This is a genomic window from uncultured Brevundimonas sp. (genome assembly GCF_963975535.1).
Classification (GTDB): Bacteria; Pseudomonadota; Alphaproteobacteria; order Caulobacterales; family Caulobacteraceae; genus Brevundimonas.
In genome coordinates this window covers 20,031-44,445 of sequence record NZ_CAXBHE010000009.1, presented here as the reverse complement: position 1 = coordinate 44,445, position 24,415 = coordinate 20,031, and the positions used below count along the sequence as shown (strand labels likewise).

The following is a 24,415-nucleotide window of genomic DNA, read 5'->3' as shown; positions in this document are numbered from 1 at the left end:
GTGCCTGGCTATGCGGCGGAAGTCGGGACCGGCGGATCATAGGCGACCCCGGTCAGATACAGGCCGTCCGGCGGGGCCACCGGGCCGCAGGCGGCGCGGTCGCGGGCGGCCAGGGCGGCGGCGACGTCCGCGACGCTCCAGCGGCCGAGGCCGACCTGGACCAGGGTCCCGGTCATCGAGCGGACCTGGCTGTGCAGGAAGCTGCGCGCCGCGAATTCCAGCCGCACCTCGTCCGCGACCCGGGTCACCCGGGCGACGTCCAGGGTGCGCAGCGGGGATTTGGCCTGACAGCCGATGTCGCGAAAGGTGGTGAAGTCGTGCAGCCCGACCAGGGTCAGGGCCGCGGCCTGCATGCGGTCGGCGTCCAGCGGCTTCTTCACATGCCAGACCCGGCCCGCGTCGAGCACCGGCGGGGCCGGGCGGTTGAGCAGGCGGAACAGATAGCGACGCCCGGTGGCCGAAAACCGCGCATGCCAGTCGTCGGCGACGATGACGCAGTCCAGCACCGCCACGGCCTCACGCACCAGCCAGGCGTTGAGGGCATTCATCACCGTGGCTGTCGGCCAGGCCTTGTCGAGGTCCAGATGGATGGTCTGGCCGGTGGCGTGGACCCCGGTGTCGGTGCGGCCGGCGGCGGCGATACGCACCGTCTGGCCGCTGAAGCCGGTGATCGCGGTCTCGACCGCCCCCTGCACCGTCGGCAGGCCGTCCTGGGCCTGGAAGCCGTGATAGGCGCGGCCGTCATATTCGAGGGTCAGCCGGTAGCGAGGCATGCCGGTTTCCCTATCGCTCGCCGCGCGTCCCCGCCTTCGCGGGGATGACGGGCTCGCTATCTGAGGGAGACAGCAGCGTGCCGGCCGGCAGGGCGAAGCCGCGCAGGAACTCATCCGGGGCCTGGGCTGCCCTGCCCTCGCGCTGGACCCGCAGCAACCGCACCGCCCCGTCGCCACAGGCCACGGTCAGGCCGTCGTCAAGGACGGTGCCGGGCACGCCCTCGCCCGCGACCGGGGCCGACATCAGAACCTTGACCCGCACCGGGCCGTCGGGCCCGGGGGCGAGGCACCAGGCTCCGGGGAAGGGCGACAGGCCGCGAATGTGGGCATCGACCGTGGCGGCCGGACGGGCCCAGTCGATCCGGGCCTCGGCCGGGGTGATCTTCTTCGCATAGATGGGCTCGCCGGTCTGGGGCGTGGTGACGCCACCCCGGTCGATGGCCCCCAGGGCGCGCGGCCACAGGCCGGCCCCGACCGTGGCCATCCGCTCGGACAGGGTGGCGGCGGTATCGTCGGGGCGGATGGCCAGGGTCTCGGACAGCAGGATGTCGCCCTCGTCCAGCCCCTCGGACATGCGCATGATCTGGACACCGGTCTCGGTGTCACCGGCCATGATGGCGCGCTGGATCGGGGCGGCCCCGCGCCAGCGCGGCAGCAGGGAGCCGTGCAGGTTGAAACAGCCCAGCCGCGGAGCCTCGAGCACGTCGGGCCTGAGGATCTGGCCATAGGCGACGACGCAGGCGGCATCGAGGTCCAGGGCCTGGAACTGGGCGATGGCCTCGGGCGACTTCATCGACTCCGGCGTGAACACCGGCAGGCCCATGATTTCGGCAAAGGCCTGGACCGGCGACGGGGTCAATTTCTGGCCGCGCCCCCGCGGACGGGGCGGCTGTGACCAGACGCCCACGACCTCATGGCCGGAGGCGATGATCTCGGCCAGGGACGGCACGGCGAATTCGGGGGTACCCATGAAGGCGAGGCGCATGACCCGCCTTTAGCCGGGGTTGCGGCCTACTGCCAGCGTGTGTCGACGCCGCCGCCCTCATCCCACTCGCCACCGACGTCGAGGGCGGAGTCGAAATTGAGCATCCGGTCCAGCAGAAGGCCGGCGACCAGACCCAGCACCCCGACCCCGACCAGGGTCACGACACTGCCGATGCCGACCTTTTCAGACCGGGTCAGACGCCGCCGTCCGGCGGGATCAATGATGCGGGACTTGCCTCCGGGACGGACCATCAGGCGGCCATCCGGGCCAGTTTCTTGACCTTGGCGACGGCCCGCTCGCGCTTCAGGCGCGAGAGGTGGTCGATAAAGAGGACGCCCTCGAGGTGATCCATCTCGTGCTGGATGCAGACGGCAAACAGCCCCTCGACCTCTTCCTCGACGGACTTGCCGTTGTAGTCGAGGTAGCGGAGCCGAACCTTGCCGGGGCGTTCGACCTCGTCGAAATATTCGGGCACCGACAGGCAGCCCTCCTCGTAGGCGTAGATCTCGTCCGAGGCCCAGAGGATCTCGGGATTGACGAAATGGCGCGGGTTGCGACGCGACCGGTCCTCGGCCTCGCCCTCGACCGGCTCGGGGGCGACGTCCTCGCCCTCCAGCACCCGGTCGTTCAGGTCCATGACGATGACACGGCGGGGGTCACCCACCTGCACGGCGGCCAGACCGATGCCCGGCGCGGCGTACATGGTCTCGAGCATGTCGTCCATCAGCGCGCGCACGCCGTCGTCGACCTCGGCCACGGGGACGGAAATCTGCTTGAGCACCGCCGTATCGGCAGCGTTATCGACGGTCAGGATGCGACGAATGGCCATGGTCTGCAGGTAGGTGGACCGGGGCCAAAGGTCAAGATTTCACACCACACCGGCGACGCCGGCGGGTCCGGTCTCGGTCGGCAGGGGACGGGGTTTGCGGTCCGCGCCGATGGCCACATAGGTGAAGACGCCGTCGGTGACGCGGACCGACCCGGCCAGGGGCTGACCCCGGGCGCGCTTCCAGGCCTCGACCTTGACCCGGACCGAGGTGCGGCCGGTCTGGATGATCCGGGCATAGATGCTGACCTCGTCCCCGACCGAGACCGGCTGCAGGAAGACCATGCCGTCGACGGCGATGGTGGCGCAGCGGCCCTGGGCGCGCTCGAACGCCGGGGTCGCTCCGCACAGGTCCATATGGGCCAGCAGCCAGCCGCCGAAGATGTCGCCCTCGGGATTGGTATCGGCCGGCATGGCGATGACGCGACCGACGGGCTGGCCTTCGGGACAGGAGTGGGCGACGGTGGAATCGGTCACGGCGGAGGTCCGGTCAGCGAGCGGCCGGAAGCGGCCGCCGGTGAAACGGCAAGTGAGGGTCACCGGACGAAAAATGGAACCCCGAAACGAACGTTTTTTGCCATAAGGGTTCACTAATGCGCCACCTTTTGGCAAACTCCTCCATTCCTGCCGCACAATTCTGGATTCTGCTTGCATGACGGCTGACGCGTTTTCACCCTCGAGTCTCGCCCACTGGGACGAGATTGATCGCGGCAAGTTTCGTGACGAACATGAGGTCGTGGCCGAGCTGCTGGCCCAGGTGCCGCTGACCCCGGCCGAGCGCGAGTCGGTGGCGGCCGAGGCCGTTGAGCTGGTCGAACGGGCCCGCAAGGACAACCAGCGCCAAGGCGTGGTCGAGAGCTTCCTGCAGGAGTTCTCGCTGGGGACCCGCGAGGGTCTGGCCCTGATGTGTATGGCCGAGGCCCTGCTGCGCATTCCCGACGAGGAGACGCGCGACCGCCTGATCTCGGAGAAGATCCGCTCGGCCGACTGGGCCAAGCATCTGGGCCAGTCCGAAAGCCTGTTCGTCAACGCCTCGACCTGGGGCCTGATGCTGACCGGCAAGCTGGTCGAGGTCGACGAGGACGCCAAACGCGACCTGCCCAGCTTCCTGCGCCGCGTCGCCGGCAGGATCGGTGAGCCGGTGATCCGTCAGGCCGTGGCCGCGGCCGTGCGGATGATGGGCGAGCAGTTCGTCGTCGGGCGCACCATCAAGGGGGCGCTGAAGCGCTCGGCCCGCGAAGGCTGGCTGTGCAGTTTCGACATGCTGGGCGAAGGGGCCCGCACCAGCGAGGACGCCGTCCGCTACGAGAAGATCTATGCCGGGGCCATCGAGGCGGTCGGTCAGGTGCGGCGCGACACCGAGGGCATGCGCGGGCCGCAGACCGGTCACGGCGTGTCGGTCAAGCTGTCGGCCCTGTGCCCGCGTTATGAGGCGACCCAGGCTCCCCGGGTGTGGGACGAACTGTACCCGCGGGTGAAGCGGCTGGCCCTGATCGCCGCCAAATACGACATCAATTTCTGCATGGACGCCGAGGAGGCCGACCGGCTGGCCCTGTCGCTGAAACTGCTGGACCGGCTGGCCAACGACCCCGACCTGGGCGAGTGGAAGGGGCTGGGCCTGGCGGTCCAGGCCTATCAGAAGCGCGCCCCCGAGGTCATCGCCCGCGTCGCCGCCCTGGCCGAGCGGTCGGGCCGCCGGCTCATGGTGCGGCTGGTCAAGGGTGCCTATTGGGACACCGAGATCAAACGGGCCCAGATCGCCGGCCGTCCGGACTATCCGGTGTTCACCACCAAGGTCGCCACCGACGTCAACTATCTGGTCTGCGCCCGCGCCATCATCGACGCCGCGCCGCATCTGTACGGCCAGTTCGCCACCCACAACGCCGTATCCCTGGCCGCCATCCACCGGATGGCCCGGGCCGCCGACGTCAAGATCGAGTTCCAGCGGCTGCACGGCATGGGCGAGCCCCTGTACGACGCCGCCGAGGCGATCTGGAACGACGAGGAGATGTCGATCCGCGCCTATGCCCCGGTCGGCGGCCATGAGGAACTGTTGCCGTATCTGGTCCGCCGCCTGCTCGAGAACGGGGCCAATTCCTCGTTCGTCCACGCCCTGCTCGACGAGCGGGTTCCCGCCACCACCGTCGCCTTTGATCCCGTCACCGTGCTGGAAGCCCAGCCCGGCCCTCACCCCAAAATTCCGGTCCCCCAGCATATGTACGGAAATCGTCTGAACTCCCTCGGTCGCGACTATTCCCAGGTCGAGGAACGTGAACGCCACGCCGTGGCCCTGGAACTGATCGACCGCGAGAAGCTCAACTCCGGCCCGATCATCAGCGGGGTGCTGCGCGCCGGCGAGAACCCGACCGATGTGATCAGCCCGTCGGATCGCAACAGCGTGCTCGGCTATGTGTCAGAGGCCACCGCCACCGAGATCCACCAGGCGATCGAGCTGGGCGCGCGCGCCCATATCGTCTGGGACCGGGCCGGCGGGGCGGCGCGGGCCGTCGTGCTGCGCAACATGGCCGACGCCCTTGAGGCCGACATGGACCGGTTCGTCGCCCTGCTGGCGCGCGAGGCGGGCAAGACGCTGAACGACGGCGTCGCCGAGGTGCGCGAGGCCGCCGACTTCTGCCGCTACTACGCCATGCTGGCCGAGACCCAGTTCGCCGGACCCGAGGTCCTGACCGGGCCGGTCGGCGAGACCAACCAGCTGATGCTGCACGGTCGCGGCGTGTTCGCCTGCATCAGTCCGTGGAACTTCCCGCTGGCCATCTTCACCGGCCAGATCGCCGCGGCCCTGGCCGCCGGCAATGCCGTGCTGGCCAAGCCGGCCGAACAGACCCCGCTGGTCGCGGCCGAGGCTGTGCGCCTGTTCCTCAAGGCCGGACTGCAACCCGAGCTGATCGCCCTGGTCCCCGGCCGTGGCGAGACCGTGGGCGCGGCCCTGGTCAACCATCCGGGCATCGACGGTATCGCCTTCACCGGCGGCACCAACACAGCCCGGGCCATCAACATCGCCCTGGCCAACCGACCCGGAGCCATCATCCCCTTCATCGCCGAGACCGGCGGTCTGAACGCCATGTTCGTCGACACCACCGCCCTGCGCGAACAGGTGCTGGACGATGTGATCAACTCGGCCTTCGGCAGCGCCGGCCAGCGCTGCTCGGCCCTGCGTATCCTCTATGTGCCCAAGGACTCGGCCAAGGGCCTGATCGAGGGGCTGAAGGGGGCGCTGGCGACCCTGGTGGTCGGCGATCCGGCCGATCCGGCCACCGACATCGGGCCGGTCATCGACGCCGAGTCGCGCGGCATTCTCGAGGCCCATCTGGAGCGGCTCGAGAAAGAGGCCAAGGTCCTGGCCCGGGCCGAGATCGCCGAGACCGCCAACACCGGGCACGGCACCGGCGACTATTTCGCCCCGACCATCGCCGAGATTCCGACGCCCGACTTCCTCGAATCCGAGGTGTTCGGCCCGATCCTGCACATCTATCGCTATGATCCGGAGGATCTGATGACGGTGGCCGGCAAGCTGGCCGGGCGCGGCTTCGGCCTGACGCTGGGCGTGCACAGCCGCATCGAGGCCTTCGCCGAGGATGTGATCCGGCTTGTGCCGGCGGGCAATGTCTATGTGAACCGCAGCATCACCGGGGCCGTGGTCGGGGTCCAGCCGTTCGGCGGCGAGGGCCTGTCGGGCACCGGGCCCAAGGCCGGCGGACCCAACAGCCTGATCCGCTACGCCTCGGAACAGGCGATCAGCGTCAATATCGCCGCCCAGGGCGGCGATCCGGCCCTGCTGAATCTCTAGACCACGACCTCCCCGGAGCTTCAGGGCACCGGGGCATAGTCCGACAGCGGAAACGCCTTGAGCCCGCCGTCCACCAGCGCCTGCCAGACCGTCTCGGCCGTTTCGGCGAACCGGAACAGGTCAAGGTCGGACGCGGCGATCAATCCCGCCTCGACCAGGGTGTCAAAGCCGACGACGGCGCGCCAGTGGGCCTCGTCGACCAGCACCACCGGAATCGGTGGCGCCTTGTCCGTCTGGCGCAGGGTCAGGATCTCGAACAATTCGTCGAAGGTGCCGAAGCCGCCGGGGAAGATGACCAGGGCATTGGCGCGCATGGCCAGATGCATCTTGCGCATCGCGAAATAGTGGAAGCGGAAGGTCAGGTCCGGCGTCGACCAGGCGTTGGGTTCCTGTTCATGCGGCAGGGTGATGTTGAAGCCGATCGACGGGGCCCCGACCTCGGACGCACCGCGATTGGCGGCCTCCATGATGCCCGGACCGCCGCCGGTGGCGATGACATTGTCGCGCACCTGGCCGATGTCGCGCATGGCCCCGCCACGCCGCGAGGCCAGGGCTCCGAAGCGACGCGCCTCGGCGTACCAGCGGGCATGGTCCGGCGAACCATCCTCCTCCACCCGGGCACTGCCGAACACCACGATGGTCGAGCGCACGCCCCAGGCCCGCAGCGCCTGGTCGGCCTTGGCGAACTCCAGCTGGAACCGCAACGCCCGCATGGAATCGCTGAGCAGGAAGTCCGTATCCAGGGCCGGAAGCCGGTAAGAGGGCGAGGCCTGCTGGGCGGTGTTGGACGGGTCATTCGTCATGGGCCGGCTCCTCGGCGGCGGCAGGGGGGGACGGCTTCAGCAGGACCGCCTTCATCGCCGCGATCACGGCCAGACGCCGCTCGTCATCGGGCAGGGCCTGCAGGGCCTCGTTCATCATGCTGAGCAGATCGGCCCGGGCATTGTACCAGTCGGGCCGGGTCGCCGCCCCGGGCAGCATCCGGGCCGCCCGCCCCTCGACCAGCTGCGCCGTGTCGTGGGTCAGGACGAAGGTCTGGTCGAGTTCGGGCGCGATCACCGCGTCGGCCGCAACCCCGGCCGCGACCAGCCGGTCGGACAGGGCCGCCACCGAGTCCGGCTCGCCATGGGCGAGGAAGACCTTGCCGGCGACCGGGCTGCGAGCCTCGAACCAGCGCACCAGGGTCGAGGCGTCGGCATGACCGGAGTAGAGGTCCAGGGTGCGGATCCGGGCGTGAACGCGGATGTCATCGCCCTGGATGCGGACCTGGCTGGGCGACGACATCAACAGACGTCCCAGGGTCCCGGCGGCCTGGAAGCCGGTGATCAGCAGGGTCGTCTCGCGCCGCCACAGCAGCCGCTTCAGATGTTTGCGGATCCGGCCGGCGTCGCACATGCCGCTGCCGGCCAGAATGACGTGCCAGTCCCGCAACCGGTCCAGCCGGTCGCTCTCCTGGTATCGCCGGAGATAGTGCAGCCGCGGCGCATGACGCAGCGCGGTATAGGGGTTCTCCGAGGCGTCGATATTCCAGCCACGCTGCAGGAAGACGTCGGTGGCCTCGATGGCCAGGGGTGAGTCGAGGAAGACCTCACCGGCCAGTTCGGGCTCGGCCTCCATCACGGCCAGCAGATCGAGGATCAGCTCCTGGGCCCGGCCGACGGCGAAGGTCGGCATCAGCAGCGGCCCCCCGGCCGCCTTGGCCAGACGCAGTTCCCCGGCCAGGGCGGCGCGGCGTTCAGGGAGATCGAGGTCATTGCGGTCGCGGTCGCCATAGGTCGATTCCATCACCAGGTGATCGACCCCGACAGGGCCGTCGGGGGCCGGCAGGAAGGGCTGATGGCCGGAACCGAGGTCGCCGGAGAACAGCAGCTTCACCGGGGCCCCGTCGTCCTCGATGACCAGTTCGACCGAGGCGGCGCCCAGCAGGTGCCCGGCCGGCCAGTAGTGGACCGTGACCCCGGGAACGACCTCGACCTCCTCGTTGAATTTGACCGTCTCGAACAGGCGCAGGGTCGGCTCGACGTCGGCGGTGGAATAGATCGGCTCGACCCGGGGCAGACCACGACGCTCGTTACGGCGGTTCAGGTGCGCCACATCCCCCTCCTGGATTCCGGCCGCGTCCTCGAGCATGACCGCGCACAGGTCCCGCGTCGGCCGGGTGGCGAAGATGGGTCCGCGATAGCCGGCCCGGACCAGCTTCGGCAGCAGGCCGGAATGGTCGATATGCGCATGGGTCAGGAAGACCCCGTCGATGTCGCGGGCCTCGAACGGAAACTCGCCGTGGTTCAGGGCCTTCAGGGTCTTGGGCCCCTGGAACAGGCCGCAGTCGACGAGGAAACGGCCGTGGTCGGTCTGCAGCAGGGCACAGAAGCCGGTGACGCAGCCGGCCGCGCCGTGGAAGGTCAGGGACAGGGTCATGCGGCCGACACTCCCGCAGGGCTGCCGTTGGACAGGGCCACCCAGACGGCCGCGGCGGCAAGGCCGAACGCCAGACCCAGGCGCAGCCGCTGCCGGCCCGGGGCCGACAGGCGCGCGGCGGTTCCATCGGTGCCGAACACGATCGACAGGTGCACGACCACGCTGATCAGGATGTGGGCACCCCCCAGAACCATCATCTGGGTCCGGGTGGAGGCGAAGCCGGAATGGATGAACCCCGGCAGGAGCACCACATAGAACAGGGCCGCCTTGGGGTTGAGGACGTTGGCGATGATCCCGCGCAGCACCTGGCGGCCGCCGGCGAACGGGATGATCGGCACCGCCGGACCGGCCGGGCGTTGCGGCAGGATCGCCTCGAGCGCCAGCCACAGCATATAGCCGACGCCGGCCCATTTCAGGCCCCACAGCACGGTCGGCGAGGCCAGGGGGGTGCCGGTCAGGCCATAGATCGACACCGCCAGATAGAGGCTGAGACCGATGGTGATCCCGACCACGGTCAGCACGCCGGCCTTGCGACCCCGCGCCGTCGAGACCAGGGCGAGGTAGCCCATATTGGGGCCCGGGGTGAGCTCGATCAGCACCATCGCCAGCAGGAAGGCCGGCAGGATCAGCGGATCGACGGGCCAGACCGACGGATCGGACATCAGTGGGCGAGCAGCAGGCTGGGACCGTCGACGTCATCGAGGAAGGCCCGGGTCGCGCCGCCAAAGATCGCCTCCCTGAGCCGCGAATGGCCCCAGGCCCCGGCCACGAGCAGGCCGACGTCATGATCGTGGGCCCCCTTGACCAGGGCCTCCGCCGCCGACGGACCGGTGACCGGGACGGGCCGCCCCGTGCCGACCCCGTGCAGGCGCAGCCAGGCGTTGAGCGGGGCCATCTCGGGTGCCGGGTCGGTCGGGTCCAGCCCCCGGGGGCACTGCAGCAGGATCAGATCCGACCCCATGGCGATCAGCGGCAGGGCCCCGTGTACGGCGCGGCCGGCCTCGACACTGCCGTCCCAGGCGACGGCGATGCGACCGGCCAGCCGGTCCGGCTGGCCGCGGGCGATCAGCAGGGGCGCGCGCTGGTCCAGCAGTACCTGACCCAGTACCCGGCCGTCCCGCCCCGGCCCGCGCAGGTACCCCTGGCCGATGACCACCAGATCGGCCAGCACCAGGGCCCGCGCCAGGTTCTCGGCCGGCATGACGCTGTGCGGATGAACAACCATGCGCGGCCCACCCTCGCCGTCGCCGAACACCAGGTCGACGGCGGCGGCGGCGGCGCGGGCCGACGTTTCGATCCGCGTCTGGCAGTCGCGCTGGGCGTCAGACAGGGTCTGTTTCATCTCCGGCGACAGCGAGGTCCCCAGGGTCATGCCCAGGGCCAGCAGGTCGACGGCGGCATCGGGGTGGATCGGCACGACATTGGCCACCGCACCATGCTGCACGGCCAGGGCGGCGGCGAAGGCCAGGGTCTCGGCGTCCTCGGGACCGCCACCGGCCAGGGCCATGATGAGTTTGTAGCTCACGACAATCGCTCCCGGGTTCGGGGCCGAGGTTCGGGCACCCGTCGCCGTAGACTGGCCCGGGGAGCCGGAAGGGGCTTTGATCCAGATCAGCGCCGGTCCCGGCGCGTCCGCAACGGGCCCGCTAGAACAGCCGCGACACCCCGTCCGGGCCGGCGACATCGCCGATCCCCTCGCCGATCGCGAAGGTCTGCGGGCGGCTGCGGCCGTCGGCCACCGCGACCGGGGCGATGATCAACGGGGCCACATGGATGACAGCGACCGATTCACCGCTGGGGCAATAGACGTTCACATCGGGATAGCGGGCCGCGACCAGCCTGTTGATGCCGGCGATCAGGTGGGGGTCCCGCACCTCGCTGGCGCGACCGGCCAGCGACAGGCCGACGGCGTCGCCGCGATCCGCCTCGCTGCGGATCGCGATGGAGACGCGCGGATCGACCCGGATATTAGCCAGCTTCTGGCTGTCCCGGGCGACGCTCATATAGATGTTGAGACCGTCATTGACGTAGCCGACCGTGGTGACCTGGGGCCAGCCGTCGGGACGGTTGACCCCGAGCGTCAGCAACCGCTGCGAGTCCATCAGGGCCACGATTGCGGCCACGGCACCGCCATGGATCGGCGTGATTTCGGTCGTCATCGGTTCGTCCTCCATCTGCGGTACGGGCCCCGTCAGGGGCGGGGCGTGTCCGGCGCATCGGGGATCACCGGATCGGGTTCTGACTGTCCAAGATCGCCCTCGTCGAACAGGCGGAACTCGTGCCAGACGCCGTTCAGAACGCCGAAGGCGACGGCCAGGCCGAGGCCGAGAATCCAGGCAAAATACCACATCAGTTCAGCTCCTCGGCGCAGTCAGTACAGGTCGGGATTGGTCTTGAAGTCGGTGGTGCTGCTCCGTCCCCACAGCACCCGGTAGACCCAGGCGGTGTAGACCAGGATCAACGGCAGGAAGACCGCCGTCACCCCCAGCATGATGAACAGGGTGAGATGGGTGGACGACGAATTCCACACCGTCAGGCTGGACACCGGGTCGATCGTGCTCGGCAGGATGAAGGGGAACATCGACAGGCCGACGGTGGAGATGATGCCGATCACCGAGACGGCCGACCCCGCGAAGGTCAGGGGTTCGGATCGACGCCACAGGCCGAACAGGGCCGCGACGACCCCGACCAGGCCCATCACCGGCGCGGCGATCATCCAGGGATAGCGGCCGTAGTTGTCGAGCCAGGCCCCGGGCGCGGCGACCACGGCGGTACGCAGCGGGTTGGAGACACCCGACGGATCGGCAACCCCGACGATGCGGAAGCCCAGGTCGCCATAGGCCACGAACAGGCCGCCGGCGACGAACAGGACGATGCTGAGCAGGCCGGCGACGGTGCCGAGGGCCCGGGCCCGGGCCGCGACCGGACCGCGCTCGGCCTTGAGGCCCAGCCAGCCGGCCCCGTGCAGCACCAGCATGGCCACCGACAGCAGGCCGCACAGCAGGCTGAACGGCGTGAACAGCCCCAGCAGTGAGCCCTCGTAGAAACTGCGCAGATCACTGTCGAGGCGGAATTCGGCACCGATCAGGACGTTGCCGACGGCGACGCCAAACACCAGGGCCGGCACGAAGCCGCCGACGAACAGGGCCCAGTCCCAGAAGCTGCGCCAGGCCCTGGCGGGTCGCTTGGAGCGGTATTTGAAAGCCACCGGTCGCAGGATCAGGGCCCCCAGCACCAGAAACATGGCCATGTAGAAGCTCGAAAAACTGACCGCATAGACGAAGGGCCAGGCCGCGAAGATGGCCCCGCCGCCGAGCACGAACCAGACCTGGTTGCCTTCCCAGGTGGCCCCCACGGTGTTGATGACCATGCGGCGCTCCTCGTCCGTCCTGGCGATGAAGGGCAGCAGGGCCCCGACGCCGAGGTCGAAGCCGTCGGTCAGGGCGAAGGCAATCAGCAGCACACCCAGCAGGCCCCACCAGATCAGGCGGAGGGTGGCGTAGTCGATGGGAAGTTCCATGTTCGGTATCCTGGAAATCGACGGTCAGGCGACGGCGGGCGCGGCGGGGGGCGTGGGGTTGTCAGTCCCGGGAAAGGCTTCCTGTTCGGCGTAGGGCCCCTTCCTGATCGCGTGCAGGATCAGGCCGACCTCGACCACCGCCAGCGCCCCGTAGAGGACGGTGAAGCCGATGATCGTGCCCCACAACTGCGAGACGGTGAGACTGGAGGCTCCCAGGAAGGTCGGCAGGACCCCCTCAACGGCCCAGGGCTGACGGCCGACCTCGGCCAGGATCCAGCCCAGTTCCGTCGAAATCCACGGCAGCGGCAGGGCCAGAACGGCCATCCACAGGAACCAGCGGGTGTCGTGCTTGCGCAGGGTGCAGAGCACGAAGGCGGTGGCAAACAGACCGATCATCAGGAAGCCGATGCCGGCCATGATGCGGAAGGCCCAGAACATCAGCGGCACATTGGGCACGGTGCTCCAGGCGGCCTGGACCACCTGTTCGGGCGTGGCCTGGCGCGGATCGGCGACATACCGTTTCAGCAGCAGCGCATAGCCGAGGTCGTTGCGGTGGATTTCGAAATCGGCGCGGGCGGTCATGTCGGACGGATCGGCCTTGATCCGCTCGACGGCGTCATAGGCGAGGACGCCCCGCTCGATCCGGGTCTCGGCCGTGGCCACCAGTTCGAGAATACCCTCGACCGGCTTGCTGATGCTGCGGGTCGAGATCAGGCCCAGCACATAGGGAATCTTGACCTCGTAATGGGTCTTGTGATCCCTGAGGCTGGGAATGCCGAAGGCCGTCAGGCCGGCCGGGGCGGGCTCGGTCTCCCACATGGCCTCGAGCGCCGCCAGCTTCATTTTCTGGTTGTCGGTCAGGGCGTAGCCACTCTCGTCACCGAGCACGACGACCGACAGCGAGGCGGCCAGGCCGAAGGCGGCGGCCACCGTCATCGAGCGTTTGGCGAAGCCGATATGGCGGCCCTTGAGCATGTAGAAGGCCGAGACGCCGAGCACGAAGACCGCGGCGATCACGTAGCCGGCGCTGACCGTATGGACGAATTTGGCCTGGGCTACCGGGTTGAACAGCACGGTCATGAAATCCGTGACCTCCATCCGCATCGTGTCCGGATTGAAGGTCGAGCCGACCGGGTTCTGCATCCAGCCGTTGGCGATCAGGATCCACAGGGCCGAAAGATTGGTGCCGAGGGCGACCAGAAAGGTGACGAACAGGTGGCCGACCCGGCTCAGCTTGTCCCAGCCGAAGAACATCAGCCCGACGAAGGTGGCCTCGAGGAAGAAGGCCATCAGGCCCTCGATCGCCAGCGGGGCCCCGAAGATGTCACCGACGTAGTGGCTGTAGTACGCCCAGTTCATGCCGAACTGGAATTCCATGGTGATGCCGGTGGCCACGCCGAGGGCGAAATTGATGCCGAACAGCACGCCCCAGAAGCGGGTGATGGTTCGCCAGATCGGCCGCCGGGTCATCACATAGATGCTCTCCATGATGACCAGCATGAAGGACAGGCCGAGCGTCAGGGGTACGAACAGGAAATGGTACAGGGCCGTCAGGGCAAATTGCAGACGGGACAGATCGACGACCGCGAGGTCAATCATGGGCAGGTCTCCTGGGCACCGAGTCGGCCGACCGGTTGACGCCCCGTCTAGAGGGCGCCTTAGGTCCCGGCCTTGATCTTGATCAAGGCTTACCCTGACACAGGCCCTTAACGACAGTCGATGAGTACCGCTGAAGTCACCCCGTCCGCCGAGCCCAAGCGATGGCTGGCGGAAATCGCCCGGCCGTGGCGACGCCTGAACGGACTGGCAGCGGGTCTCGTGATCGCTGATGTCCTGCCGGCGACGGGCTTCGCGCTGGGTCTGGCCATGGCCTTCGGTGCCCTGCAACAGTCGGCCGGAGCCGCCCTGCCGGGCCTGGCCCTGGCCGGAGCGAGCTTGGCCCTGCGCGGACTGGTCGCACAGGTCGCGGTCCTGACGGCGGGTCAGGGGGCGGCCATGGTCAAGCGCCGGGTCCGCGGCGACCTGCTGACCCAGCTGTTCGCCGGTCGTCGCCCGTCGGGGGATTCGATGACCGCCGTGGTCGACGGGGTCGAGGCCCTGGACGGCTACTATGCCCGCTTCGCCCCGGCCCGGCTGGCCGCCGCGGTGAGCCCGGTGCTGATCATCGCCCTGTGCGCGGTCGCCAGTCCGGTGGCGGCGGGCATCCTGACCCTGACGCTGATTCCGTTCGCCTTCGGCATGGTCCTGGCGGGGTCCGCCGCGGCGGCGGAAAGCCGACGCCAGTTCCTGGCGCTGGAGCGGCTGTCGGGCCTGTTTCTCGACCGGGTGCGGGCCCTGCCCACCCTGCTGAGCTTCCAGGCCGAATCCCGCACCCGCGACGAGATCGCGCGCGCCGCTGACGAACTGGAGGCCCGCACGGGCCGGGTGCTGAAGATCGCCTTCGTGTCGTCAGGGGTTCTGGAGTTCTTCTCGGCCCTGTCGGTGGCGCTGGTGGCCGTCTACTGCGGCTTCAACCTGCTGCACCTGTTGCCGTTTCCGGTGCCGGAACGCCTGACCCTGCCGCAGGCCTTCTTCGTCCTGGCCATGGCACCGGAGGTCTATGCCCCGATGCGGCGGCTGGCCGCCGCCTATCACGAACGCCAGGCGGCCGAGGCCGCGGCGGCGTCACTGGTCGGGGCCGTCCCCCCGGCGGTCGCCCGCGTCGCCCGCGTCCCCGTCCCGGCGACCGCCCCGGCCCCCGCCCTGCGTTTCCGGAACGTGACCATCACCTATGACGACGGCGTCAGCCCGGTGCGCGACTTCGACCTGGACGTGCCGGCCGGATCGATCGTCGCCCTGGTCGGGCCGAGCGGCTCGGGCAAGAGCAGCCTGCTGCACCTGTTGCTGGGCCTGGCTCCGCTGACCGGGGGCGAGGTCGAGGCCGACGGCCTGGCCCTGTCGGCGGCCGGCAGTTTCACCGACCGGGTCGGCTGGGCCAGCCAGGCGCCGGTCGTGGTGCCGGGCACCCTCGGCGACAACATCGCCCTGGCGGCGCGCGGGGCCTCACGCGACAGCCTCCAGGCCGTCGCGACCCTGGCCGGTCTGGACGGCGACCTGGACCGGATGCTCGACGAGCGCGGCGGCGGCCTGTCGGGCGGCGAACGGCGGCGGCTGGGCCTGGCCCGGGCCCTGCTGAAGCCCGCGCCGATCCTGTTGCTGGACGAGCCGACCGCCAATCTGGACGCGGCGTCCGCGACCGCCCTGCTGCCGGTCATTCGCGCCGCGGCGCGCGGTCGCACGACCCTGATCGCCACCCATTCGGCGGCGGTCGAGGCCCTGGCTGACGTGGTGGTGCGTCTGTGAACGGTGCCGCCCGCTTCCGCCAGATGATCCGCGAACAGCGCCGACGGCAGGGTGGCCGCCTGGCGCTGGCGGCCGCGGCGGGGGCCACGGTCAGCGCCGCCGCGGTGCTGCTGCTGGGCCTGTCCGGCTGGTTCATCACCGGCGCGGCCCTGGCCGGAGTGGCCGGCGGCACCGCCATCGGGGCGTTCAACTATCTGCTGCCCAGCGCCGCCATCCGTTTCCTCGCCATCGCCCGGACCGGGGCCCGCTACATCGAGCGGGTCAGCGGCCATGCGGCGGCACTGAAGGCCCTGGCCCGGCTGCGACCGGCCCTGTTCGACGGCCTGGCCGCGGCCCCGCCGGCACGCGCGCAGGCCCTGTCCAGCGGCGAGGCCTCGGCCCGGATGATCCAGGACGTCGATGCGGTCCAGACCCTGTTCGTGCGGTTGAGCACGCCGTGGGCCGCCGGGGCCGGAGGCATCATCGCCATCGCGCTGGCCGGGCTGGCCGGACCGGCGGCTGCGGCCACGGTCGCGGCCGGGACCGGGCTGGCGGTGCTGGGCGCGCTGGTGATCGGCCGCCGGGCCGCCGACCCGGCCGGACGCCGCGTGCAGGTCGCCACCGGCCGGTTCAAGGACCGGTTCTCGGCCCTGCAGGCGGCCGCCCCGGAACTGAGGGCCTACGGGCTGGAGTCCTGGGCGGTGGAACAGATCGCGGCCGAGGCCCGGACCCTGGACCGCCGCACCATCGACGCGGCGGCGGCCGCCGGCTGGATGAACACCTGGCAGGGCGCGGTGACCGGGGCCACCGTCGTCGGGGTGGTGTTGCTGTCGCGGACGGTGCCGTTGCCCCTGGTGGTGCTGGCGGCCCTGGCCGCGGTCACCGGGATCGAGGCGGCGGGGGCGGTGGTGGCCAGTTTCCGCCAGAGCGGCGCCGCGGCCGAGGCCGTGGGGCGGCTCGGCGACCTGCTGGACAATCCGGTGCCGGACACCGGGACCGTGCCGAGCGGGGACGCCATCACCCTGAGCGAACTGGACCTGACCCTGGCTGCCGGGGCCAGACTGGCGGTCACAGGGCCGTCCGGGGCGGGCAAGACCACCCTGATCGAGCGACTGATGGCGTTGCGCGCGCCCGTCGCCGGCGAACTGGCCCTGGGCGGGGTCGATCTGGCCGGGGCGGAGGTCCGGGCCGTGCGCACGCGCTTCGCCTATGCGGCCCAGGACGTGCGCCTGCTGGCGGGGAGCGTGCGCGACAACCTGGCGCTGGCCCGGGTCGACGCGGCGGAATCGGACCTGTGGGCGGCGCTGGAGACGGCCGACCTGGCCGACCGTGTCCGGGCCATGCCCGCCGGTCTGGATACGCCACTGGGCGACAACGGCGAGCGCCTGTCCGGCGGGGAACGACGGCGGCTGGGGCTGGCGCGGGCCTGTCTGCGGCCGGCCGCCTGGCTGGTGCTGGACGAGCCGACCGAGGGACTGGACGCGGCGACCGAGGCCCGGGTGCTGGAACGGCTGGATCAATGGCTGGCCACAACGGGCCAGGGGCTGATTCTGGTCAGCCACCGTCCCGCCCCGGTGGCCCTGTGTGATCAGGTTCTGGCGGTCACAGGTCGGGACGCGGACGGGCGACTGACCATGAACCGGAACCCGGCGCGCGTCGCCGCCTGACCGGTTCAGCCGACGCCGTCAGCGAGGTCGCGCAGGACCTCCGGTTGTTCGACGCGCAATTCGGACAGGGAGACCAGACGGATCACGCCCTGGGTCTTGAGCCGGGTCAGCACCCGGCTGACCGTCTCGATGGTCAGCCCCAGATAGTCGGCGATCTCGGCCCGGGTCATCGGCAGATGCACATGGCCCGGCGGGATGGTCCGGGCCGGATCGTGTGACGGCAGGTCGAGCAGGAAGGTGGCGATCCGTTCCAGCGCCGTCTTGCGGCCCAGCAGCAACATCTGGTTCTGGGCCGCCGCCAGTTCGTGATTGGCCCGGTCGAACAGGGTGGCCTCCAGCGCTGGACAGTCGCGGATCAGGGCACGGTATTCGGTCTTGCGGAAGCGGCAGACGCTGGCCGGCTCGACCGCTTCGGCGGAAAACACATAGGTGTCAGGGGTCGCCAGGCCGAGAAAGTCGCCGGTGAACAGGAAGCCGATGATCTGCCGCCGGCCGTCGGCCAGCAGCTTGTAGACCCGCACCGAACCCGAGGTGATGTTGAAGACGTGACCGGCCGGGTCGCCCTCCCGGATCATGACGGCACCGGCGGCGAAGGTCAGGTGTTCGGCCATGGCATCGAGCCGGCCAAGGTCCCCTTCCGCTACACTGCCACAGACGCTGAGCGCGCGCGCGCCGCAGGTGTCGCAGGCATTGCTGTTGCGACGTTTGGCGCAGTCGGTCGGAAGGGTCTTGAGTTCCAGCATGGGTCCCTCTTGGCCTTGACGCTCAATCTAGGCGCGATCCGGTGGAACGGCAATCGATCCCCTTTGACCGAGATCAAGGCGGAGCGGACGCAAATCCGCCGAATAGGCCGAATGGCTGTTGTAACCGTTCGACATCTTGCCGCTGAAGACATCGACGATGCCTATGTGCTGGTTCGGCTGGGCTATGCTGATTTGTCGCAGGAAGACTGGCGGATCATGGCCCGCCAGCGGATCGAGGCCGACGAGACGACCGGCGGCATCCTGATCGCCCGCGACCGCGTGCGCCGTCTGCGCGGCCTGCTGCTCTTTGCCATCGCCCCGAAATTCGCCGGCCGGCCCAGTCTTCAGATCGACCGCCTGATCAGTTTCGACCTGCTGGATCCGGCGGTCGTCGCCGATGCCCTGATCGCCGAGGTGCTGCGGGTGGCCGAGGTCCGCGACTGCGACAGCCTGAGTCTGGTACGCCCCCTGGATGCCCCCCCGGACACCGCCGCCCTGGTGCTGGCCTCGGGCGCGGCGGTTCTGCACCAGGTGTTCTGACGCCTTTGACCTCGATCAATGCGGACGGCGTCGCCGGGCGGTTTTTTCAACGCGGAACAGGAGAGTTGCCATGCCCGCCCAGGTCGTCCCCGTCATCATCGGCACCGTCGCCGTCTTCGCCGCCTTCATTCTCGCCGTCGGCTGGGCGGCGCTCAGGACCGCCCTGCCCCGCCGCCACGACGATCCCTCCTGAAAGAAGACGCCGGGGCCGGCCTAGCGGACGCGCACCCCGGTATCCTCAAGGCTTTCCAGATAGGCGATCAGATCGCGGATCTGCTGGGGCTCGAAGGTGAATTCGGGCATCTCCGGATGGGCCGTGACCAGACCTTCGGCGAGGGATTCCTGCAGGCTGCTGACCGGATAGCGGCGGCTCAGTTCGCGAAAGGGCGGGGCCATGGCCGAAGGACTGTCTCCGGCCGGACCGACAGCATGGCAGGCGACGCAGCGCGACCGGACCAGGGCCGCGCCCCGGGCGACAGAGCCCCCCATCGGGGCGTCCGTCAAGGCGACCGAGGCGGTCGGGGCCGCATCCGCAGACCCCGCGACCGGCACCGGGGCGGTGGTGCAGCCGGCCACCAGGACCAGGCCGATGAATTTCAGTGGTGACATGATCAACTCCCTCACAGCCGCCCTTGTCCCATGCCGGACCGCCAGGGACATTGATCCCGATCAATGCGGCGGCGGCGGCAACCCCGTCTGATGGCGGCGAACGGGAGGCCCACCATGAGCTACAAGAGCCTGATGGTCTATGCCGACGAAGGCCTGGACAGCGACACGCGCATCACCCTGGCCTGCGACCTCGCCAGGGTCTTCGAGGCGCATCTGATCGGTGTCTCGGGCAGCGCGCCGGTGCCGCCGCCGGTCGGTGATCCCTATCTGGGCGGCGCCATGATGGGCGAGGCCCTGACCCTGTATCGTGATCTGGCCGAGGGCAATGTAACCCGCGCCGAGGCCCGGTTTCGCGAGCTCAGCGATGACCGGATCGCCGGAAGCGAATGGCGCGGTCGCATCGGCTTCCCCGCGGAATTGGTGATCGAGCAGGCGCGGGCCGCCGACCTGCTGATCCTGGGGCGACGCGATGACCGCGCGCCGTTCTACGGCCCCGACCCGGCAGACGTGCTGATGGCGGCCGGCCGGCCGGTTCTGGTGGTGCCGCCGGCGGCCCCGCGCACGCCGGTGGGCTGGCCGGCGGTGATCGCCTGGTCGGACAGTCGCGAGGCCCGGCGCGCCGTGGCCGCGGCGGTGCCGATGCTGCGCCAGACCGGCACCGTCCACATACTGGAGGTCTGCGACGACGAGCCCACGGACGAGGTCCGGACCCGGCTTGACGATGTGGTCGCCTGGCTGAAGCGGCACGGCGTCGCCGCCGACTGCGCGGTGCGGCCGCGGGGCGGGCAGAGTCACGGCGACGCCATCCTGGGTTTCGCCGCGGAAACGTCGGCGGGCCTGATTGTCGCCGGCGGCTATGGCCACGCCCGGTTGCGGGAGTGGGCGATGGGCGGGGTGACCCGGACGCTGCTCGACGATAGTCCCGTCTGCCTTCTGCTCAGTCACTGACGCCCGAAAAGGAACCGCCCATGTCCACCTTCCAGCACATCCGTCTCGAACTCGCCCGCGAACCCGACCATCCCCGCGGCAGCGCCAGCACCGGCTATGACCTGGTCGCCCCGCTGGACGCCGAGGGCCGGCTGGATCCGGCGGCACTGAAGGCCGCGCCCGAGCGCAGCCACGTGCGCCGGTTTGTCGATGACGCCACGGTGGCGACCGGCCGCCTGCGCCACGCAGACGACGGACGCTGGATCCTCGACCTTGATCCGGGCGACGCCGAGGACGTCACCGGCTTCCGCCTGGGTGAGGAGAAGTTCGTGCTGGGGGAATATGTCTCGCTGCTGACCGCCCGCGGGACCCAGCACACCTACGCCGTCAAACGGTTGCGGCCGGTCTGATCGCCCCGGAGGCTACCGTGTCCCTGCGCATCGCCCTCATCGACGGTCACCCCGACCCGGATGTGGCCCGCTTCGGTCATGCGGTCGCCGGTGCCTATGCGGCCGGAGCCGGGCAGGGTGGACACGAGGTCCGGCTGATCCGTCTGGCCGACCTGGCGTTTCCGGTTCTGCGCAGCCGCCACGACTGGGAACAGGACGCGCCGCCACCGACCGTGGCGGCGGTCCAGGCCGACCTGCAGTGGGCGCGGCACCTGGTGATCGTTCATCCGCTGTGGCTGGGCGCGGAGCCGGCCCTGCTGAAGGCCTTGCTGGAACAGGTGTTCCGGCCCGGTTTCGCCTTCCCCGTGGGGGAGCCGACGTTGCAGGGCGGGCTGCTGAAGGGGCGAACGGCGCGGATCATCGTCACCATGGGCATGCCGGCCTTCGTCTATCGCACCGTCTACCTGTCGCATTCGCTGAAGAGCCTGAAGCGCAACATCCTCGCCTTCGTCGGCATCGGCCCGACCCGGGAGACGCTGATCGGCAATATCGAGGGCATCGGCCCGGACGGGCGGCGCGACTGGCTGGACCGAATACACCGGCTCGGCGCGCGGGGCAGATGACCGGATGACGGGTCGCCGCACGGGCAGCACCGCCCTCCAGGCCAGGGTCATGTCCGCCGGGGCGGCGGCGGCCCTGATCGCGCCCGGCACCACCGTCGGCATGAGCGGCTTTACCGGGGCGGGCTATCCCAAGGCCGTGCCCCTGGCCCTGGCCGCACGGATCGAGGCCGAACACGCGGCCGGTCGACCGTTCAGACTGCGCGTCTGGACCGGGGCCTCGACCGGACCCGAACTGGACGGAGCCCTGGCCCGGGCCGACGGCATGGAATTCCGCCTGCCCTATAATTCCGACCCCGTCGCCCGTGAGCACATCAACCGCGGCGCAATGGAGTATTTCGACATGCATCTGAGCCAGGTGGCCCCGGTCGCCTGGCAGGGATTTCTGGGGCCGCTGGACACGGCGGTGATCGAGGTCGCCGGCATCCGCGCCGACGGAGCCCTGATGCCGTCGACCTCGGTCGGCAACAACAAGACCTGGCTGGACCAGGCCGGTCAGGTGATCCTCGAGGTCAACCGCTGGCAGAACCCGGCCCTGCAGGGCATGCACGACATCTACTACGGCACCGCCCTGCCGCCGCACCGGCGGCCGATCCCGCTGATCCGGCCCGATGACCGCATCGGCGAGACGGCGTTCCGCTGCGATCCGTCGAAGATCGTGGCCATTGTCGAAACCGACGCGCCCGATCGCAACGCCGCCTTCCCGGCCCCCCAGGCCGACGACCTGGCCATGGCCGCACACCTGATCGAATTCCTCGTTCATGAGGTGGCCAGGGGACGACTGCCGCCCGGGCTGCTGCCGCTGCAGTCCGGAGTGGGCAATACGGCCAATGCCGTGCTGGCCGGACTGCTGGACGCCCCGTTCGAGAACCTGACCGCCTTCACGGAGGTGATCCAGGACGGGATGCTGGCCCTGATCGCCGGCGGCCGGCTACGGGTGGCCTCGGCCACCGCCTTCTCGCTCAGTCCGGCGGCGGCCGAAGACCTGAACACGCGCATGGACCTGTTCCACGACCGGATCATCCTGCGGCCGCAGGAGATCAGCAACCACCCCGAGCTGATCCGGCGACTGGGCTGTATCGCCATGAACGGCATGATCGAGGCCGATATCTACGGCAATGTGAACTCGACCCACATCATGGGCTCGCGCATCCAGAACGGCATCGGCGGCTCCGGCGACTTCGCCCGCAACGCCTATCTGTCGATCTTCATGGCCGCCTCGACGGCCAAGGGCGGGCGCATCTCGACCATCGTGCCGCACGCCTCGCACGTCGATCACATCAACCAGGACGTCCAGGTGATCGTCACCGAACAGGGGCTGGCGGATCTGCGCGGTCTGTCGCCGAAACAGCGGGCGGCGGTGATCATCGAAAACTGCGCCCATCCGGACTTCCGGCCGCAGCTGGAGGACTACTACCGCCGGGCCCGGGACGGCGCATACGGCCAGCAGACGCCGATGTTGCTGAACGAGGCCCTGTCGTGGCACCAGCGCTTCATCGACAGCGGATCGATGCGCGGCTGATCCTCGCGGCGGGCGTCAGACCTGAACGTCGCGCGCGCCCGCATCGGCCTCAACCTGCAGACCCATCCGCACGAGGGCGGACAGGCTGTCGGCCTCGGTCTTGACCATGATCTTGGCCCGGAACACCTCGACGGTGCGTGGACTGATCTCCAGGTCCTGGGCGATCTCCTTGTTCGACTGACCGCGGATCAGGCCGTCGAACACCTGGCTTTCGCGCCGGGTCAGCCGCCCCAGCCGCTCCACGGTCGCGGCGCGGGACTGCCGTTCGGCATCGACATCCAGCAGGCGTCGCAGGCAGGTCTTGACGGAGTCGACCAGCTGGACCGGATCGACCGGCTTCTCGATGAAATCGACCACCCCGGCCTTCATCAGCCGCACGGCGACCGGGACGTCGGCATGGCCGGTGACAACAACGACCGGCCAGGCCGCGCCGCGCAAGGTCATGACGCGGCGGATCAATTCACTGCCGTCGATCCCGGGCATGCGCAGGTCGGTGACGACGCAGGCCATGGCGTCGTCGGGCAGGCGATCAAAGAAGTCGGCACCGCTCTCGAAACCCCGCGCCTTCAGGCCCTCGCCGCGAAACAGAACGATCAGGGCATCGCGGACCGCGGCGTCATCGTCGATGACAAAGACAGACGGCATCATGCCGACGCTCCGGTTTCGGCGACACGCGCCAGGCTGAAATGAAATCCTGCCCCGGATGGGCGTACCGACAGGATGCTGTCGTGGTTCCTGAGAATGGTCCGGGTTACCGACAGCCCGAGCCCGCGGCCGTCCAGGGCCGCTGTCTTCGAAGGCTGCTGGGACAGGTTCCATGCCTCCGGCGTCATCCCGGGGCCCGAATCCTCAACGGCGACCTCATACTGCTCGGTGGAAATGGATCGCCCCCTGATGATCACCACACGCTCGCTCTGTCCGGCGACCGATGTGATGGCGTTGCGAACAAGGTTTAGCATCGCCTGCTGAATCTGGATACCGTCGGCCAGGACCCGGTCCTCGCGCGCGTCGACCCGCACGATCACCGTCACGCCGGCCGCCGCCCCCATCGCCGCCACGATCGGTTCGAGTGCCCCGATCAGATGCGACACCCGCTCCGGCCGACACGCGCCGGGCGGCGGGATCAGCCGTCCGCGCAGCTCGCTGATCACCTGCCCGGTCCGCAGCAACTGGCTCCGCGCCAGCTCCAGCGTCGGGCCCGGGCCGGCACCACCGGAGCGCTTCAACTCGGTCTGACCCGCCTGGAGGTAGGCCGTGGCCGCCGTCAGGGGCTGGGTCAGTTCGTGGGCGAGGATCACGGTCATTTCCCCGATGACGTTGGCGTTCCAGCGTCGGTCCAGCCGGGCCGCGAGCCGGGCAGTCGCCGCGCGTCGCACCGCCTCCGCGATCCCGCCCAACAGCAGGGCGGCGGCGACCAGAAGCAGGCCGTCGACCGTTGCCTCGACCGGGCCGAGGCCGGGCAGGATCAACAGGGCGGTCAGGATCGACAGTCCCATGCCGGCCAGCACGCGGCCACGCCCCGGCAGGGCAGCCGGGATCAGGGCCAGGCCGACCAGCGGCAGCAGCCAGACCCGGTCGCCGGCTCCGGGCACCAGGCGGAGGGACAGGGCCAGAACCAGCGCCGCGAGCGCCAGGCAGAGCCCGATCCCCCGTCGACTCCACAGGTCGCGGCCAGGCAGGTTGGCGAACATCGTCATCCGGCGAGTTTTCGGCAGTCCGGCCCACAGTACAAGGGGCAATGCGCGGG

26 protein-coding genes are annotated in these 24,415 nt (G+C 69.7%); 9 read left to right on the top strand and 17 right to left on the bottom strand.

The annotated features are described in order from the left end of the window. Positions 1-8 precede the first annotated feature (8 nt). From truA to AACZ75_RS12585, 5 genes are read right to left on the bottom strand one after another with little or no spacing between them, the layout of a single operon-like run. Positions 9-773 (bottom strand): tRNA pseudouridine(38-40) synthase TruA, encoded by a 765-nt coding sequence (truA, locus tag AACZ75_RS12605; protein ID WP_339873268.1) that lies wholly within the window; start codon positions 771-773, stop codon positions 9-11. A gap of 10 nt (positions 774-783) precedes the next feature. Further along, complete coding sequence (gene fmt / locus AACZ75_RS12600; protein ID WP_339873266.1) at positions 784-1,758, bottom strand: methionyl-tRNA formyltransferase; 975 nt, start codon at positions 1,756-1,758, stop codon at positions 784-786. 26 nt (positions 1,759-1,784) lie between these two features. Further along, positions 1,785-2,009, bottom strand: a complete 225-nt coding sequence (locus AACZ75_RS12595; RefSeq protein WP_339873265.1) for a hypothetical protein — start codon at positions 2,007-2,009, stop codon at positions 1,785-1,787. Continuing rightward, complete coding sequence (gene def, locus AACZ75_RS12590; protein WP_339873264.1) at positions 2,009-2,587, bottom strand: peptide deformylase; 579 nt, start codon at positions 2,585-2,587, stop codon at positions 2,009-2,011. Before def ends, AACZ75_RS12595 begins: the two co-directional genes overlap by 1 nt. Positions 2,588-2,626: 39 nt before the next feature. After that, entirely contained in the window at positions 2,627-2,998 is a 372-nt protein-coding gene (locus tag AACZ75_RS12585) for an acyl-CoA thioesterase (protein ID WP_339873378.1), read from the bottom strand. A gap of 238 nt (positions 2,999-3,236) precedes the next feature. Between AACZ75_RS12585 and putA the strand changes: the two genes are divergently transcribed. Continuing rightward, complete coding sequence (putA, locus tag AACZ75_RS12580; protein WP_339873263.1) at positions 3,237-6,392, top strand: bifunctional proline dehydrogenase/L-glutamate gamma-semialdehyde dehydrogenase PutA; 3,156 nt, start codon at positions 3,237-3,239, stop codon at positions 6,390-6,392. Between the two features lie 20 nt (positions 6,393-6,412). Here putA and AACZ75_RS12575 read toward each other — a convergent pair whose 3' ends face one another. From AACZ75_RS12575 to AACZ75_RS12540, 8 genes are all read right to left on the bottom strand, one after another. Further along, entirely contained in the window at positions 6,413-7,195 is a 783-nt protein-coding gene (locus AACZ75_RS12575) for an LOG family protein (protein WP_339873262.1), read from the bottom strand. Next, the gene (locus AACZ75_RS12570; protein ID WP_339873260.1) at positions 7,185-8,810 is read right to left on the bottom strand and encodes an MBL fold metallo-hydrolase; all 1,626 of its coding nucleotides are present in this window, start codon (positions 8,808-8,810) and stop codon (positions 7,185-7,187) included. The genes AACZ75_RS12575 and AACZ75_RS12570 overlap by 11 nt, the downstream gene beginning before the upstream one ends. Further along, positions 8,807-9,472 (bottom strand): LysE family translocator, encoded by a 666-nt coding sequence (locus tag AACZ75_RS12565; protein ID WP_339873258.1) that lies wholly within the window; start codon positions 9,470-9,472, stop codon positions 8,807-8,809. The genes AACZ75_RS12570 and AACZ75_RS12565 overlap by 4 nt, the downstream gene beginning before the upstream one ends. Then, positions 9,472-10,335 carry a universal stress protein gene (locus AACZ75_RS12560; RefSeq protein ID WP_339873256.1) on the bottom strand — a complete coding sequence of 288 codons (864 nt, stop codon included), beginning with the start codon at positions 10,333-10,335 and terminating at the stop codon, positions 9,472-9,474. The genes AACZ75_RS12565 and AACZ75_RS12560 overlap by 1 nt, the downstream gene beginning before the upstream one ends. 121 nt (positions 10,336-10,456) lie before the next feature. After that, the gene (locus tag AACZ75_RS12555; protein ID WP_339873254.1) at positions 10,457-10,969 is read right to left on the bottom strand and encodes a pyridoxamine 5'-phosphate oxidase family protein; all 513 of its coding nucleotides are present in this window, start codon (positions 10,967-10,969) and stop codon (positions 10,457-10,459) included. 32 nt (positions 10,970-11,001) lie between these two features. Continuing rightward, positions 11,002-11,160: a cytochrome bd-I oxidase subunit CydX gene (gene cydX / locus AACZ75_RS12550; protein WP_339873252.1), complete on the bottom strand. Its 159-nt coding sequence runs from the start codon at positions 11,158-11,160 to the stop codon at positions 11,002-11,004. 21 nt (positions 11,161-11,181) lie between these two features. Further along, positions 11,182-12,330, bottom strand: coding sequence for a cytochrome d ubiquinol oxidase subunit II (gene cydB, locus AACZ75_RS12545; protein ID WP_339873250.1), 1,149 nt, complete (start codon positions 12,328-12,330; stop codon positions 11,182-11,184). Between the two features lie 24 nt (positions 12,331-12,354). Next, a complete protein-coding gene (locus AACZ75_RS12540; protein WP_339873377.1) occupies positions 12,355-13,926 on the bottom strand; it encodes a cytochrome ubiquinol oxidase subunit I in 1,572 nt (523 codons plus the stop codon). A 123-nt stretch (positions 13,927-14,049) separates the two neighbouring features. Here AACZ75_RS12540 and cydD point away from each other — a divergent pair, with 123 nt between their 5' ends. Next, positions 14,050-15,672 (top strand): thiol reductant ABC exporter subunit CydD, encoded by a 1,623-nt coding sequence (cydD, locus tag AACZ75_RS12535; RefSeq protein WP_339873249.1) that lies wholly within the window; start codon positions 14,050-14,052, stop codon positions 15,670-15,672. Further along, positions 15,669-17,318 carry an ATP-binding cassette domain-containing protein gene (locus AACZ75_RS12530; protein WP_339873248.1) on the top strand — a complete coding sequence of 550 codons (1,650 nt, stop codon included), beginning with the start codon at positions 15,669-15,671 and terminating at the stop codon, positions 17,316-17,318. The genes cydD and AACZ75_RS12530 overlap by 4 nt, the downstream gene beginning before the upstream one ends. A gap of 5 nt (positions 17,319-17,323) precedes the next feature. Here AACZ75_RS12530 and AACZ75_RS12525 read toward each other — a convergent pair whose 3' ends face one another. After that, positions 17,324-18,061 carry a helix-turn-helix domain-containing protein gene (locus AACZ75_RS12525; protein ID WP_339873246.1) on the bottom strand — a complete coding sequence of 246 codons (738 nt, stop codon included), beginning with the start codon at positions 18,059-18,061 and terminating at the stop codon, positions 17,324-17,326. Between the two features lie 111 nt (positions 18,062-18,172). On the opposite strand from AACZ75_RS12525, the gene AACZ75_RS12520 reads away from it, so the two are divergent. Then, positions 18,173-18,601 carry a hypothetical protein gene (locus AACZ75_RS12520; RefSeq protein WP_339873245.1) on the top strand — a complete coding sequence of 143 codons (429 nt, stop codon included), beginning with the start codon at positions 18,173-18,175 and terminating at the stop codon, positions 18,599-18,601. A gap of 70 nt (positions 18,602-18,671) precedes the next feature. Beyond that, a complete protein-coding gene (locus tag AACZ75_RS12515; protein ID WP_339873244.1) occupies positions 18,672-18,794 on the top strand; it encodes a hypothetical protein in 123 nt (40 codons plus the stop codon). Between the two features lie 20 nt (positions 18,795-18,814). Here AACZ75_RS12515 and AACZ75_RS12510 read toward each other — a convergent pair whose 3' ends face one another. After that, a complete protein-coding gene (locus AACZ75_RS12510) occupies positions 18,815-19,210 on the bottom strand; it encodes a cytochrome c (RefSeq protein WP_339873243.1) in 396 nt (131 codons plus the stop codon). A 114-nt stretch (positions 19,211-19,324) separates the two neighbouring features. Between AACZ75_RS12510 and AACZ75_RS12505 the strand changes: the two genes are divergently transcribed. Genes AACZ75_RS12505 through AACZ75_RS12490 form a run of 4 tightly spaced genes read left to right on the top strand, consistent with a single transcriptional unit; the run spans position 19,325 to position 22,668 of the window. After that, on the top strand, positions 19,325-20,158 hold the full coding sequence (locus AACZ75_RS12505; protein ID WP_339873242.1) for a universal stress protein: 834 nt from the start codon (positions 19,325-19,327) through the stop codon (positions 20,156-20,158). A gap of 20 nt (positions 20,159-20,178) precedes the next feature. Then, positions 20,179-20,547: a hypothetical protein gene (locus tag AACZ75_RS12500; RefSeq protein ID WP_339873241.1), complete on the top strand. Its 369-nt coding sequence runs from the start codon at positions 20,179-20,181 to the stop codon at positions 20,545-20,547. A gap of 17 nt (positions 20,548-20,564) precedes the next feature. Beyond that, on the top strand, positions 20,565-21,149 hold the full coding sequence (locus AACZ75_RS12495; RefSeq protein ID WP_339873240.1) for an NAD(P)H-dependent oxidoreductase: 585 nt from the start codon (positions 20,565-20,567) through the stop codon (positions 21,147-21,149). 4 nt (positions 21,150-21,153) lie between these two features. Next, on the top strand, positions 21,154-22,668 hold the full coding sequence (locus tag AACZ75_RS12490; RefSeq protein WP_339873239.1) for an acetyl-CoA hydrolase/transferase family protein: 1,515 nt from the start codon (positions 21,154-21,156) through the stop codon (positions 22,666-22,668). Between the two features lie 15 nt (positions 22,669-22,683). On the opposite strand, the gene AACZ75_RS12485 is transcribed toward AACZ75_RS12490, so the two are convergent. Together AACZ75_RS12485 and AACZ75_RS12480 are read right to left on the bottom strand one after the other, a co-directional pair. Then, entirely contained in the window at positions 22,684-23,316 is a 633-nt protein-coding gene (locus AACZ75_RS12485) for a response regulator (protein ID WP_339873237.1), read from the bottom strand. Beyond that, positions 23,313-24,365, bottom strand: coding sequence for an ATP-binding protein (locus AACZ75_RS12480; protein ID WP_339873235.1), 1,053 nt, complete (start codon positions 24,363-24,365; stop codon positions 23,313-23,315). Before AACZ75_RS12480 ends, AACZ75_RS12485 begins: the two co-directional genes overlap by 4 nt. Between the last annotated feature and the right edge of the window lie 50 nt (positions 24,366-24,415).

Excerpts from the sequence above, each read along its gene's own strand:
- truA (WP_339873268.1), bottom strand. The coding sequence starts at position 773 with ATGCCTCGCTACCGGCTGACCCTCGAATATGACGGCCGCGCCTATCAC.
- fmt (WP_339873266.1), bottom strand. The coding sequence starts at position 1,758 with ATGCGCCTCGCCTTCATGGGTACCCCCGAATTCGCCGTGCCGTCCCTG.
- AACZ75_RS12595 (WP_339873265.1), bottom strand. The coding sequence starts at position 2,009 with ATGGTCCGTCCCGGAGGCAAGTCCCGCATCATTGATCCCGCCGGACGG.
- def (WP_339873264.1), bottom strand. The coding sequence starts at position 2,587 with ATGGCCATTCGTCGCATCCTGACCGTCGATAACGCTGCCGATACGGCG.
- AACZ75_RS12585 (WP_339873378.1), bottom strand. The coding sequence starts at position 2,998 with ATGCCGGCCGATACCAATCCCGAGGGCGACATCTTCGGCGGCTGGCTG.
- putA (WP_339873263.1), top strand. The coding sequence starts at position 3,237 with ATGACGGCTGACGCGTTTTCACCCTCGAGTCTCGCCCACTGGGACGAG.
- AACZ75_RS12575 (WP_339873262.1), bottom strand. The coding sequence starts at position 7,195 with ATGACGAATGACCCGTCCAACACCGCCCAGCAGGCCTCGCCCTCTTAC.
- AACZ75_RS12570 (WP_339873260.1), bottom strand. The coding sequence starts at position 8,810 with ATGACCCTGTCCCTGACCTTCCACGGCGCGGCCGGCTGCGTCACCGGC.
- AACZ75_RS12565 (WP_339873258.1), bottom strand. The coding sequence starts at position 9,472 with ATGTCCGATCCGTCGGTCTGGCCCGTCGATCCGCTGATCCTGCCGGCC.
- AACZ75_RS12555 (WP_339873254.1), bottom strand. The coding sequence starts at position 10,969 with ATGACGACCGAAATCACGCCGATCCATGGCGGTGCCGTGGCCGCAATC.
- cydX (WP_339873252.1), bottom strand. The coding sequence starts at position 11,160 with ATGTGGTATTTTGCCTGGATTCTCGGCCTCGGCCTGGCCGTCGCCTTC.
- cydB (WP_339873250.1), bottom strand. The coding sequence starts at position 12,330 with ATGGAACTTCCCATCGACTACGCCACCCTCCGCCTGATCTGGTGGGGC.
- cydD (WP_339873249.1), top strand. The coding sequence starts at position 14,050 with ATGAGTACCGCTGAAGTCACCCCGTCCGCCGAGCCCAAGCGATGGCTG.
- AACZ75_RS12525 (WP_339873246.1), bottom strand. The coding sequence starts at position 18,061 with ATGCTGGAACTCAAGACCCTTCCGACCGACTGCGCCAAACGTCGCAAC.
- AACZ75_RS12520 (WP_339873245.1), top strand. The coding sequence starts at position 18,173 with ATGGCTGTTGTAACCGTTCGACATCTTGCCGCTGAAGACATCGACGAT.
- AACZ75_RS12515 (WP_339873244.1), top strand. The coding sequence starts at position 18,672 with ATGCCCGCCCAGGTCGTCCCCGTCATCATCGGCACCGTCGCCGTCTTC.
- AACZ75_RS12510 (WP_339873243.1), bottom strand. The coding sequence starts at position 19,210 with ATGTCACCACTGAAATTCATCGGCCTGGTCCTGGTGGCCGGCTGCACC.
- AACZ75_RS12505 (WP_339873242.1), top strand. The coding sequence starts at position 19,325 with ATGAGCTACAAGAGCCTGATGGTCTATGCCGACGAAGGCCTGGACAGC.
- AACZ75_RS12500 (WP_339873241.1), top strand. The coding sequence starts at position 20,179 with ATGTCCACCTTCCAGCACATCCGTCTCGAACTCGCCCGCGAACCCGAC.
- AACZ75_RS12490 (WP_339873239.1), top strand. The coding sequence starts at position 21,154 with ATGACGGGTCGCCGCACGGGCAGCACCGCCCTCCAGGCCAGGGTCATG.
- AACZ75_RS12485 (WP_339873237.1), bottom strand. The coding sequence starts at position 23,316 with ATGATGCCGTCTGTCTTTGTCATCGACGATGACGCCGCGGTCCGCGAT.
- AACZ75_RS12480 (WP_339873235.1), bottom strand. The coding sequence starts at position 24,365 with ATGACGATGTTCGCCAACCTGCCTGGCCGCGACCTGTGGAGTCGACGG.